General features: G+C 63.8%; 8 protein-coding genes. 1 reads left to right on the top strand and 7 read right to left on the bottom strand.

The window, feature by feature from the left end; translation table 11 throughout:
* Positions 1–516: 516 nt before the first annotated feature.
* Positions 517–3,102 carry a heavy metal translocating P-type ATPase gene (locus R1T44_RS17425; protein WP_394805780.1) on the bottom strand — a complete coding sequence of 862 codons (2,586 nt, stop codon included), beginning with the start codon at positions 3,100–3,102 and terminating at the stop codon, positions 517–519.
* A gap of 257 nt (positions 3,103–3,359) precedes the next feature.
* Positions 3,360–3,815, bottom strand: a complete 456-nt coding sequence (locus tag R1T44_RS17420; protein WP_317292340.1) for a MerR family DNA-binding protein — start codon at positions 3,813–3,815, stop codon at positions 3,360–3,362.
* A 443-nt stretch (positions 3,816–4,258) separates the two neighbouring features.
* Between R1T44_RS17420 and R1T44_RS17415 the strand changes: the two genes are divergently transcribed.
* A complete protein-coding gene (locus R1T44_RS17415; RefSeq protein ID WP_317292339.1) occupies positions 4,259–5,512 on the top strand; it encodes an OmpP1/FadL family transporter in 1,254 nt (417 codons plus the stop codon).
* A 177-nt stretch (positions 5,513–5,689) separates the two neighbouring features.
* Here R1T44_RS17415 and R1T44_RS17410 read toward each other — a convergent pair whose 3' ends face one another.
* The 5 genes from R1T44_RS17410 to R1T44_RS17390 form a co-directional block, all read right to left on the bottom strand.
* Positions 5,690–6,772: a porin gene (locus R1T44_RS17410; RefSeq protein ID WP_165874008.1), complete on the bottom strand. Its 1,083-nt coding sequence runs from the start codon at positions 6,770–6,772 to the stop codon at positions 5,690–5,692.
* A 356-nt stretch (positions 6,773–7,128) separates the two neighbouring features.
* Entirely contained in the window at positions 7,129–8,724 is a 1,596-nt protein-coding gene (locus R1T44_RS17405; protein WP_317292958.1) for an ABC transporter ATP-binding protein, read from the bottom strand.
* A 147-nt stretch (positions 8,725–8,871) separates the two neighbouring features.
* Positions 8,872–9,795, bottom strand: a complete 924-nt coding sequence (locus tag R1T44_RS17400) for an ABC transporter permease (RefSeq protein WP_175089707.1) — start codon at positions 9,793–9,795, stop codon at positions 8,872–8,874.
* Between the two features lie 14 nt (positions 9,796–9,809).
* Entirely contained in the window at positions 9,810–10,736 is a 927-nt protein-coding gene (oppB, locus tag R1T44_RS17395; protein WP_043337152.1) for an oligopeptide ABC transporter permease OppB, read from the bottom strand.
* Positions 10,737–10,795: 59 nt separating this feature from the next.
* Positions 10,796–12,433 (bottom strand): peptide ABC transporter substrate-binding protein, encoded by a 1,638-nt coding sequence (locus R1T44_RS17390; protein WP_317292338.1) that lies wholly within the window; start codon positions 12,431–12,433, stop codon positions 10,796–10,798.
* Positions 12,434–12,513 lie beyond the last annotated feature (80 nt).

Here is a 12,513-nt window from a genome sequence, read left to right as displayed (position 1 = left end):
TCCTTGTGCTCAGAAAAAATCATAGGCGCGAAGGTCATGCGTGGGATAAGCCATGTGTGACATGTGTGGAAAGGCACGCATAGAGACGTCAGCAGATCCGCTGTGCAGAAAGAAGGCCGAAGGAAACGCCCCTGTCACTGATGTGGCAGGGGCGTTTTTGCATTCTCGGCACCTTGGGCAAGCGGGATAAAGAAGAGCAAAGAGGCTGTGGAAAACTCAAGATTCGTCAGTGCAGGAGCTATCCATACGAACTCGCGACAGCTGTTTTCCCTCCAGTGTGCTGCCGGGTGCCTGGAGCCCTTTTGATCCGGAAACAGTCACGAAAAAAGCCCTGCCACACAGGATGTGACAGGGCTTTGAGTTGATGATCTTGCTCGATTGTCTTGTGCGATCAGCTTGCTCTATTTCAGCGACTACAGAGCAAGGCCTGGAGTGTGCTTCATGACTTGGCGAGCCAGAACCACCAGACAATGGCAGCGATCAGGCCGAACCCTAGCAGATTGATGGCCATGCAGATCATGCTGACGCTCCTTGTGAGGTGGTGGCGGTATTCTCGGGGTTACTCGTTGCGGATCCAGCTGCACTCGGGGGCGTATAGCGACGCAGACGATTGGCATTGGTCACGACTGTGACCGATGACAGGGACATGGCCAGCCCCGCGATGACCGGCGACAGCAACATGCCCGTGAAGGGGTAGAGGATGCCCGCGGCAATCGGGATGCCGATCAGGTTGTAGCCGAAGGCTCCCACCAGGTTCTGCTTGATGTTGCGCAGGGTGGCCTGGCTGATCGCGATCGCATCCGCGACCCCGCCCAGCGACGGCTGCATCAACGTGATACCGGCGGTCTCGATGGCGACATCGGTACCTTCGCCCATCGCGAAGCCGACATCGGCCAGCGCCAGCGCCGGCGCATCATTGATGCCATCGCCGACCATGCCCACTACATGACCTTCCTGCTGCAGCCGCGCGATCTCATCGTGCTTGTCATCCGGTGAGACGCCGGCACGGTAATCATCGATACCGGTCTCGCGCGCCACGGCCGCTGCCGTGTGAGGGTTGTCACCGGTCAGCATGATCACCTTGAGGCCGATGGCATGCAGGCGAGCGATGGCATCGCGGCTATCCTCACGCAGCGGATCGGCCAGGCCGAAGACGGCGAGCAATTCATCGTCGCGAGCCATCAGGATCAAGGTGCGCGCATTGTCTTCCAGCGCAGCGATCTGCTCGCTGAGAGGGGCCAGGCTGATGCCTGCCTCTTCCAGCATGGCAGCGTTGCCCATGCGCCAGGTGCGACCTGCATCATCCTGGGCCTGAATGCCGCGTCCGCTGATGGTCTGGTAGTCATGGAAGGCCTTGCTGCGCGAGGCATCGGGGCGTCTGGCTTCGATATGTGCCAGCAGTGCCGCGGCCAGCGGGTGCTCGGAGCCCCGCTCCAGTGCATATGCTGCATCCAGTACGGCTTCCTCGTCTTCCCCTTCGAGGAGCGAGACCTCGGTGACTTCCGGCTTGCCGCGTGTCAGGGTGCCGGTCTTGTCGACCACCAGTGCGGTCAAGCGACTGGCGGTCTGCAGTGCCTCACCGCTGCGTACCAGTACGCCATGTTCCGCCGCCTTGCCGACCCCGATCATGGTCGAGATCGGCGTCGCCAGGCCCAGCGCACACGGGCAGGCGATGACGAGTACCGCCGTCGCGACCACCAGCATATGCACGCCGGTCGGCGCAGGACCGAAGTTGAACCACACCAGCGCCGCGACGATGGCGATGATCATCACGCTGGGCACGAACACGCCGGAGATGGTGTCAGCCAGCCGGCCGATCGGCGGGCGCGAATTCTGCGCCTGACGCACCTGGCTGATGATGCGCCCCAGGCGCGTCTCGCTACCGACACGCTCGACCTCGAAGACCAGACTGCCACGCGTATTGAGCGTACCGGCGGCTACCTCGTCGTCGATACCGCGTGACACGGGCAGTGGCTCACCGCTGAGCATCGATTCATCGATATGGCTCTGGCCCTCGGTGACCCTGCCATCCACCGGGATGCGCTCACCGGGGCGGATGCGCACCTGGTCCCCGCTGCGGACCTCGTTGATATCGATCTCGCGCTCTTCACCGTCGCGGATCACGCGAGCCGTGCGAGTCTGCAGATCCAGCAGCGCGCGCAGCGCCTGCTGAGTACGGCCCCGGGCGCGGACTTCCAGCGCCTGCCCCAGGCTGATCAAGCCGATGATCATGGTCGAGGCTTCAAAGTAGAGCCCGCGCGCCGCCGGGGGCACGCTGTCGGGGAACAGCAGCACGCCCATGGAGTAAAGCCATGCCGCCCCGGTACCGAGCGCCACCAGCGTATCCATGTTGGCCTGGTGGTGCGTGAAGGCCTTCCAGGCGCTGGTGAAGAAGCTGCGTCCTGCCGTGGCGAGCACGCCCAGCACGGCGACGCCGATCGCCAGCCACACCCCGCGCTCGAGCCCCTCGAAGCCGGGATGATGGAAGAACATGCTGATCATCAGGGGGATACCGATGCCCAGTGACAGCACGCTGTCACGGACACGAGAGCGATATTCCTGATCGGCGTCCTCTTGCTGTTGCTGCTCACCGGCCTGCGCGTCTTCCACCAGGCTTGCCCCGTAGCCTACGGCTTCGATGGCAGAGACGATCTCGTCGGGAGCGAGGCGGCTCGTGACCTGGGCGGTGCGCGAGGCGAAGTTGACCTGCGCCTGCTCCACTCCATCCAGGCCATCCAGTGCCTTCTGGATCGTCGCCACGCAGCTGGCGCAGGTGACGCCGGACAGCGAGAACTCGGCGCTTGCGCTATCGGCTGGCTGACTCGCAGTCGCTGCCTTGTTTGCAGTACCTGACGCGTTCGCAGCGCCTGACTTGCTCGCAACGGCTGGCGTATCAGCAGCCGGCGCGGCTTGAGCTTCAGCCTCCTCGGCGGGGGCCTCAAGCGAATAGTCCGTCTCGAGGATGATTCTTTCGAGCAGCCCGCGCGGCAGACAGGTGTCCACGTCGAGAATGTCTTCTTTCGGCGTGCCAGTGACTTGCGCAGCCCCATCCCAGTGCTGGATGGCCTCGCGCAATCTGGCGACGCACTTCTGGCAGTGCATGCCGTACACCGACAGATCGTGATGGGCGCGTTTCGGCAGGGCTTCCTCCTTGAGGGGGTAGCCGCAGTCGTCCGCGACTTCCTGCAGTGCCGTGGATGACAACTGGCTGTGCATCAGCAACAGTTCTGCGTCAGGCGCGCCGAGCAACTCGGCCTGCGGGTCCTGCGCCTGCAGGGCACGACGAATCCTGCTGACACAGCCCTGACAATGGATGCCTGGCGCCTGCAGAAGGCGTGTCTCGGGAAGTGATGTGGTCATCATGATTGCCCCCCGTCGCGGCGTTTGGAAGTGGAAGCGGTGTCGGGCACGTCCTGCGGAAAGCCTTCGATCAGACAGCACACGCTGTTGCCGTCCGGCACGCCATCCGGCAGGTCCTGCCAGCAATCCAGCGCCTGCTCCATGCGCTCTGCGAGGGCTTCCAGCTCACGAATGCGCTCGCGCACTCTCGGCAGGTGCTGTCGCAGCAGGTCACGAACCAGCGGGCACGGCGAGTCGTGCTGGTCCGCCTGCTCGAGAATCTGTTTGATGTCGGCAAGGCTGAAGCCCAGCTGGCGTGCCTGACTGATGAATTTGAGGCGTACCAGCGCCTGCTCATCGAAGCGCTGGTAGTTGTTGACGGGATCACGTCGGGCCGTGATCAGCCCCTGGCGCGTGTAATGGCGAACGGTTTCGGCGGTGACGCCCCCCGCGCGGGCCAGTTCAGCGACTTTCATTGCATCATCTCCTGGAGATCAAGAGTGGCGGAGAGAGCATTCGGCTGCCCTGAAGGTCTGTCGGCAGCCAATGTTCCGTGACTGATCATCAGTGTAAGACTTATGTGTTGCACATAGGTCAAGCGAGCCGATACATACGAAAAAGCTGATGTTCGACCAATAGGCTAGAGGGGGGAGCAGAGGGGGCTGTCGTGTTTTAAACGCTGGCGACGAGGCACTAAATCGTCGCCAGGTCATGGGTTTAGCAGCACGTGACAGTGCAGACATGAATGAAAGTTCCCTGAATACTAGAAATCTCCCTATTCAAACAAACGTTCGCCCTTGACTTGAACGCACGACTCGCCCAAAACGTAGGTGACAGAGCTATGCATCAACGAATGATAACAACAACATGCGGCTCTCCAGCCACCTGCAATGGGACGCCATCCATAATGAAAAACAAGATGAACAAACTCACCCTCGGGGTCGCTCTGGCAGCGGCTGCCACGGCTTATGCCGGTGGCGTTCACGCGGGGGCCTTCCAGCTGAACGAGCAGAGTGTCAGCACCCAGGGCACCTCCTTCGCCGGGCGCGCCTCGAATGCCAATGATGCCTCTACCGTGTTCGGCAACCCGGCCGGCATGTCCTTCCTGGATCGTGCCCAGATCACCGGCGGTGTGACCTATCTGGACGTCAATACCGATATTGATGTCGCCAGCGCGAATGATGCACTCGGCCGCCCGGTATCAGGGAGTGATGACGGCGACATGGTGCCAGGGGCGGCAGTGCCTTCCTTCTATTACGTGCAGCCGATGAACGACCGGGTAGCACTGGGCTTCGGGGTCTACGCGCCCTTTGGCGTGATCACCGATTATGGTTCTGATTTCCGCGGCCGTTATTTCGCCAATTACAGTGAAGTCGAGGTGGTCACCGCCCAGCCGACCATTTCCTACCGCATCAATGACAAGTGGGCCATCGGCGCCGGTGTGACCTACAACAGCGTCAAGGGTGAGCTGACGTCGAATACTCTCGATGCTGGCACAGGCGATGGCAAGGTCAAGATCAAGGGCGACGACGCCGCCTGGGGCTACAACGTCGGGGTCATCTTCCAGCCGGTGGAAAGTACCCGTCTCGGTCTGTCCTATCGCTCCAAGGTGGATTACAGCCTGGAAGGTGAGGCCAAGTACAACAATGTCTTCACTGGCACGGGCTTCGCGAATACCGAGCAGGATGCGTCGCTGGACGTGACCTTGCCGGAAAGCATCGACTTCTCCGTGACGCACAAGCTGGATGATCGCTGGACGTTGATGGCGGGCGTGACCTGGGTGCACTGGAGCCGCTTCGACGAGATCGCGGTGGAAGTCGACAACATGAGCGACATCGTCGAGGAGCAGGGCTACGAAGACAGCTGGCAGTACGCGGTCGGTCTGAGCTATCAGCTCAATCCGCAGTGGGTGCTGCGCACCGGCATGGCCTTCGATGACAGCCCGACCGTGGACGAGCATCGCAGCGCGCGTATCCCGTCCGGTGACCGGACCATCTTCTCGCTGGGGGCCGGCTGGACGCCGATGCCGGAGCTGACCATCGACATGGCCTACACCTACCTGTGGGAAGAGACGGCCACCGTCAGCCTGAGCGAGCCCAACCGTGGCACCTATGAAGCCGATTACGAGAATGAAGCGCATGGCTTCGGTCTCGGCGCGACCTATCGCTTCTGAGTACGTCAGCGGCTGAAACCCTGAACTGGTCTCGGGACAACCGATACAACCGACAAAAAAACGCCCGGTCATATGACCGGGCGTTTTTTTGTCGCCCCTGCCGGGTTCATCAGGCAAGGGGGAACTATCGCCTCAGCGCGAGCATTGGCGAACCGTCACCAGCGTCTGACATGACGATCAGAAGTCGTAACGCGCCAGGAACATCAGTTGGTCGCGGTCGGCGCTGTACTCGCTGCCGTCTGACTGGCGGCTGTTGTCGAAGCGATACTCGGTGGCCAGCGTCAGGTCCTTGACCCGCCAGGCCGCGCCCAGAATCTGATAGGCGTAGCGTGCTTCGCTGTCGGCGTCCTCCAGGTGATTCAAGCCACCGTAGAGCTCGACACTGTCATCGCCCCAGATGACCTCCTTGAACTTGTAGTTGACCACGAATTCCGCGCCGCGCGCCTTGTCGACGAAATCTTCCGAGGAGTCCAGGGTGCTGCCGGCGATGTGGTTGCGATATTCCCCGCCGACGAGGGCGATGTACCAGTTGCCCGGTGACCAGTGGCCGCCGAGCAGCCAGGCATCGATATCGCCGTTCTCGCTGTTGCCGCTCTCGTAGTCGCTCAGCTCCGTATGGTGGAAGACGCCGCCCACCGTGAAGTCCTCGTTCGGGTGCCAGTTGAGCGCGGCTTCATAGCTGTAGTCACGCTCATACCCCGAATACTCGGTCTCGGTGGTGAAGACGCCATCCTCGAAGAGGGAGGTCTCGTTGCTGTGCTGGCCATCATGGCCGAGCTGGTAGAGCAGGCCGACAGTGACGTCGTCGAAGCCCTTCTTCCAGTAGAGCGAGTTGTCCGGCCGCCCCGTGCCATGCAGGCCGCCGTCACCGCTGCGGCCTTCGAAGGTGCCGGACGCCTCGCCACCATTGATCCAGAACCAGTCGGTGTTGACGGCCACCATGTCGTACCAGGGGCCATACTGCTTGCCGACCGTGAAGCTGCCCCATTTCTCGTGGGCCGCTCCGGCATAGAGCATGCGCTTGTAGTGAGCATCGGTGCCGTCCTTGAACCAGGGATCGAAGCCCCATTCGGCGCGGATGATGGAGCTCCAGCCCTGCTCGAACTGATGCTCGTGGATCAGGCGCACCCGCGAGCCGCCGTTGTAGATCTCATCGTGTGCGCCATCCTGGATCACCGCAAACGCCGCCAGGCGGCCACTGAACTCGACGCGGTCGGTATCCGTCTTGTAGACCTCGATGGCCTGGGCCATGGGGCTCATGCTCAGCAGTCCCGTGCCGAGCAGGGCTGCGCCAATCGCGTGACGCAGTCGTGAGTGAGTGTGAAGGGGGATGCTGGCTGTTGTTGTTGTAGGTTGCATCGTCATCCTGTGCATGTCTTTCCATCGGTGTGGGTAATGCCGGAGCGTCCTGCTCCGGCCTCGGTCGGGTGCAAGCACCCGGTTGGCAGCCAATGTCGATTCGTGTGAGCGACTCGGCTGCCCTTGCCCGGGGCGAGGCCGGGCGCTCATCGCCACCCTTCAGACAGGCAGCGATGAGGCCCTGCGCCTTTTCCCAGGCAAAGCGGGGTCTTGATGGGCGCCGCAGCGCCCATCAGGCATGTCGTCTTTTCAGGATGTCAGTGGTGCGTCTGGCCCAGGTCCGGGGCGAAGGCAGCCTGCATCAATTCACGCGTATAACGCTCACGGGGTGCCTCGAAGATGGCGTGGGTACTGCCGCTTTCCACCACCTCGCCTTCCTTCATCACGATGAGGTGGTCTGACAGCGCACGCACGACCGCCAGGTCATGGCTGATGAACAGATAGGTCAGGCCGTGGCGCGCCTGGAGGTCGCGCAGCAGGTCGATCACCGTGACCTGTACCGAGCGGTCCAGCGCCGAGGTCGGCTCGTCCAGCAGCAGGAATTCCGGCTTGAGCACCAGGGCGCGCGCGATGGCGATGCGCTGGCGCTGACCGCCGGAGAACTCATGTGGATAGCGATTGCGCATGCCGGGGTCGAGGCTGACCTCGCTCAGGGCGTCGCAGACCCGCGCATCGCGCTGGGCGCGCTTGAGCTCGGGGTGATGCACGCGCAGGCCTTCGCTGATGATCTCGCCCACGGTCAGGCGCGGTGACAGGGAGCCGAAGGGGTCCTGGAAGACGACCTGCATGCGCGAGCGCAAGGGGCGCATGCCTGACTTGTCCAGCGGCATGATATCGACGCCATCGAAGCTGATCTGGCCCTGGCTCTTGAGCAGGCGCAGCAGGGCACGCCCCAGCGTCGACTTGCCGGAGCCGGACTCGCCGACGATGCCGATAGTCTGGCCGCGTCGCACCTCGAGATCGATGCCGCGCACCGCCTCGAAGGCGACCTTGGGGCCGAACAGCGGACGCTTGATGGTGAAACTGACACGCACATCGCGCGCCGACAGCAGCACCGGTGCATCCGCTGCCACCGGCGCCTTCTCGCCGGCCGGTTCGGCATCGATCAGCATGCGGGTGTAGGCATGCCGCGGGCTTTCGAAGACGTCGTGGGTGGCGCCGGTTTCCAGCAGCTCGCCGTGACGCATCACGCAGACGCGGTCCGCGAAGTGGCGCACGATGCTCAGGTCGTGGGTGATGAACAGGATCGCCATGCCATAGCGCTGCTGCAGCGACTTGAGCAGCCGCAGGATCTGCGCCTGCACCGTGACATCCAGCGCGGTGGTCGGCTCATCGGCGATCAGCAGGTCCGGCTCGCAGGCCAGCGCGATGGCGATCATCACGCGCTGACGCTGGCCACCGGACAGCTCGTGGGGATAGCTGTCGATACGTCGCGCCGGCTCCGGGATGCCGACCTGCTCTAGCAGTTCCAGCGCCTTGTGGCGAGCCGCGCGGCCCTTGAGGTCACGATGCAGTGCCAGTACCTCGATGATCTGGCGCCCGATGCGGTGCAGCGGATTGAGCGAGGTCATCGGCTCCTGGAAGACGGTGGCGATGCGGTTGCCGCGCAGCTCGCGCATGCGCCGCGTCGAGGCACTCAGCAGGTCTTCGCCGCGCAGGCGGATGGCACCCTTGATCTCGGCGAGTTCCGGCAGCAGGCGCAGGATGGCGGTGGACGTGACCGACTTGCCGGAGCCGGATTCGCCGACCAGCGCCAGCGTCTCGCCCTTGTTGAGGGTGAAGCTGACGCCCTTGACGGCGGGTACCGCGCCGTCCGGCAACTGGAAGTCGACCTTGAGGTCATCGATCTCCATCAGCGGCGGCGTGCCCGGCGCCTCGGCGGCCAGTCCCAGGCGGGTCAGGGTGTCGGCGCGGGCCTGGTCGGCGGCGTTGCGTGCTGGCGGCAGGCTGGAGGAGGTGCCGGAGGTAGAGGGTGAAGAAGTCATGATCAGCGCTCCGGTTCAGCGAGTCTTGGGGTCGAGGGCATCACGCAGCCCATCGCCGAGGAAGTTGAGGCAGAACAGGGTCGCGGCGAGGAAGGCCGAGGGCACCAGCAGCATCCAGGGTGCGGTCTCCATCATGTCCTTGCCTTCGGAGATCAACACGCCCCACGAGGTCAACGGTTCCTGCACGCCGAGACCGAGGAACGACAGGAAGCTTTCCAGCAGGATGACCTTGGGCACCGTCAGCGTGACGTAGACGATCACCGGGCCCAGCGCATTGGGGATCAGGTGGCGGGTGACCACCTGCAGGTCGCGCACCCCCAGCGCATGCGCCGCCTCCACGAATTCGCGCTTCTTGAGCGCCAGCACCTGGCCGCGCACGATGCGCGACATGTCCAGCCACTCCACCGCGCCGATGGCGGCATAGATCAGGAAGATGTTGCGACCGAACACCACCATCAGCAGGATCACCAGGAACATGAACGGCAGCGAATACATGATGTCGACGAAGCGCATCATCAGGTTGTCGGTACGTCCGCCGAAGTAGCCGGAGACGGCGCCGTAGAGCACGCCGATCACCAGGCTGACGAAGGTGGCGACCAGCGCCACCGACAGCGAGATCTGGCCGCCATGCAGGGTACGGGTCAGCAGGTCGCGGCCGTTGACGTCGGTGCCGAAGACGTGGCCGGAGGCCAGGTCCGGGCCGGTGCCGATGGCGTTCCAGTCGACTTCATCGAGTTCGAAGGGCGTCAGCCACGGGCCGATCAGGCAGGCCAGCACGATGATGGCCATCACCACCAGGCTGCACATGGCAGCGCGGTTCTGCTTGAGACGACGCCAGGCGTCGCGGGTCAGGCTGTCGCCTGCCGGCGCGGCAGGAGGCTGGCCGTCGAAGGCACTGGCACCGCCGGTGCCGTGGGGAGCGGGAGTTGTCTGTGACATGTCAGGGCCTCGGGTCAGTCGTCGTAGCGGATCTGCGGGTCGAGCATGCTGTAGAGCAGATCGACGATCAGGTTGAGCAGCAGGATCAAGGCGCCATAGAAGACCACCGTGCCCATCACCAGGGTGTAGTCACGATTGAGCGCACCCTGCACGAAGTAACGGCCGATGCCGGGAATGCCGAAGATCTGCTCGATCACCACCGAGCCGGTGATGATGCCGGCGATGGCTGGGCCGAGATACGAGACCACCGGCAGCATCGCCGGTCGCAATGCATGGCGCAGAATCACCTTCCACTCGCTCAGCCCCTTGGCGCGGGCGGTGCGGATGTAGTGACTGCCGAGCACCTCGATCATGCTGGCGCGCATCATGCGGGCGATGTAGGCGATCTGCTGGATGGAGAGCGCCACCACCGGCAGCAGCAGGTTCTGCCAGGCGCCACCGTTCCAGCCACCGGCCGGCAACCAGCCGAGCAGCACGCCGAACACCAGCGCCAGCAGCGGGGCGATCACGAAATTGGGCACCGCAATCCCCGCCAGCGCAGTACTCATCACCACGTAATCCGCCGTCGAGTTGCGCCGGATGGCCGCGATCACCCCCAGCGGCACCCCGATCAGCAGCGCGGCCAGAATCGCCCACATGCCCAGCTCCAGGCTGGCCGGGAAGCCCTGGCTGATCAGCTCGCTGACATCGAAGTCCTTGTACTTGAAGGACGGGCCGAGATCGCCCTGCACCAGATCGCCCAGATAGCGCAGATACTGCATCGGCAATGGCTCATCCAGGTGATAGGCCGCGCGCAGGTTCTGCTCGATTTCCGGGGGCAGGCGGCGCTCGCCATCGAAGGGCCCGCCCGGGGCGACCCGCATCAGGAAGAACGACAGGGTGATCACGATCAGCAGGGTGGGAATCGCCTGCAGCAACCGTTTGAGGGTGTAGCTCAGCATCCAGTGCTCCGTCCGGGCCGCTGCCCGGGTGTGTCGTTGTTATTGGTGACTGTCGTCTGTCAGTGCGAGGTATCGAGCTGCAGATAGCGACTCGGGTGCACGTCCAGCGCATTGGGCGCCCAGCCGCTGATGGCGGGGTCGACCAGGCTGGAGGTGACATAGTCGTAGAGCGGCAGCACCACATCGTTGTCGAGCAGATACTGCTCGGCGTCGTGGAGCTGGCGCTGGCGGGTGCCGACGTCTCCTTCACGCGCCGCCGCCTCGATCAGCGCATCGTAGGTCGGCGAGCTGAGCCCGGGCGCGTTGGAGGTGTTGTCGCTGCTGAAGGCGTTCAGGAAGTCGTAGGCATCGGCGATGGTCGCGATCATGCCGTAACGGCCGACCTCGAAATCGCCCAGCGCCAGATCGCGGTAATGCACCGCGGCCTCGGTGTTGGTCAGCGTCACCTTCACGCCCAGCGGTTTCCACATCGCGCCCAGGGCCACGGCGATCTTCTTGTGGTCTTCCAGGGTGTTGTAGCGCAGGGTCAGCTCAAGCGGGGTATCCGGGCCGTAGCCCGCGTCGGCCATCAGTTCGCGCGCCTTCGCCATGCGCCGGTCCATCGACCAGTCAGCGAAGTCGAAGCGCGCGCCCTGATGCTCACTCAATGCCTTGGGCACGAAGTGCCAGGAGGGAATCTGGCCCATGCCGAGAATGCGCTCGGTGATCACCTCACGGCGCGTGGCCAGATTCAGCGCGCGACGAATGCGCGGGTCGGCCACCGGCGAGCCATCACGCAGATTGAAGACATAGAAGTACTCGCCGAGGATCGGGTAGGTCTGCAGGGCAGCGGCCAGATTGTCCTGGATCCAGGTGTAATGGCTGGCGGGCACACCGTAGGCGATCTCGACTTCGCCTGAGCGGAAGCGATTGAGTGCGGCATGACTCTCCTCGATGGGCAGGTAGACCACCTCATCGAGCGCGACCGTGTCCGCCGCGTGATAGCGCGGATTGGGTGTCAGGCGAATCTCGGCCTGGGGCGACCACGTCTTGAGCACGAAGGCGCCTGAGGTGGCCATGTTGGCCGGTCGGGTCCAGTCAGCGCCCTTGGCCGCGATCACATGGCGTGGCAGCGGGGCGGCTTCGCTCATCGCCAGTGTCTGCTCCAGCGTCGCCGAGGGGTGACTGAGGGTGATGGTGAGCGTCTGCGCATCCGGCGCGGCCACGCCGAGTTGCTCCGGTGCCAGCGCACCGGTATTCACCGCGCGGGCATTGACGATCGGGTAGTAGAGCGTGGCGTTGTGGGCCGCGGTGGCGGGTGTCAGCAGGCGGCGCAGCGCGAAGACCGCATCCTGGGCGGTCAGCGGCGTGCCGTCTGACCATTCGAGCCCTTCGCGCAGATGGAAGGTCCAGCTCAGCCCATCGGCGGACGACTCCCAGCGCTCTGCCAGCCCGGGAATCAGCTCGCCGTCGGCGGAGTAGGCGATCAGCGGCTCGAACAGATCACGCGTGATGCGTGTCTCCCAGGTGCCGTTGGTCTGTTGCGGGTCCAGCGAGCCGGGCTCGGCGCCATTGGCGATACGCAGGATCTGCTCGCTCTGGCTGGTGGATTCTGCTGCCATGGCGCTGCCGGAAGCGCCGAGGGAGAGGGGAAGAACGGGCAGCAGCAGGCCTGCGCTGAGGCTTGCCGCGCATTGCATCGGTGAGGTGGGGGACATGCATGAACTCCTTGTCACGCCCGTGGGGCGCGACGTCATCTTCTGGTGCCATCCTTGGCAGATGCCACGCTCCTGCCCTG

The organism is Cobetia amphilecti (assembly GCF_032923285.1).
GTDB lineage: Bacteria > Pseudomonadota > Gammaproteobacteria > Pseudomonadales > Halomonadaceae > Cobetia > Cobetia amphilecti.
The sequence above is the reverse complement of the archived record's forward strand: the minus strand, read 5'-3'. Positions and strand labels throughout refer to the sequence as shown.

Excerpts from the sequence above, each read along its gene's own strand:
- R1T44_RS17400 (WP_175089707.1), bottom strand. The coding sequence starts at position 9,795 with ATGTCACAGACAACTCCCGCTCCCCACGGCACCGGCGGTGCCAGTGCC.
- R1T44_RS17420 (WP_317292340.1), bottom strand. The coding sequence starts at position 3,815 with ATGAAAGTCGCTGAACTGGCCCGCGCGGGGGGCGTCACCGCCGAAACC.
- R1T44_RS17390 (WP_317292338.1), bottom strand. The coding sequence starts at position 12,433 with ATGTCCCCCACCTCACCGATGCAATGCGCGGCAAGCCTCAGCGCAGGC.
- R1T44_RS17405 (WP_317292958.1), bottom strand. The coding sequence starts at position 8,724 with ATGGAGATCGATGACCTCAAGGTCGACTTCCAGTTGCCGGACGGCGCG.
- R1T44_RS17410 (WP_165874008.1), bottom strand. The coding sequence starts at position 6,772 with ATGAGCCCCATGGCCCAGGCCATCGAGGTCTACAAGACGGATACCGAC.
- R1T44_RS17425 (WP_394805780.1), bottom strand. The coding sequence starts at position 3,102 with ATGCACTGCCAGAAGTGCGTCGCCAGATTGCGCGAGGCCATCCAGCAC.
- R1T44_RS17415 (WP_317292339.1), top strand. The coding sequence starts at position 4,259 with ATGAACAAACTCACCCTCGGGGTCGCTCTGGCAGCGGCTGCCACGGCT.
- oppB (WP_043337152.1), bottom strand. The coding sequence starts at position 10,736 with ATGCTGAGCTACACCCTCAAACGGTTGCTGCAGGCGATTCCCACCCTG.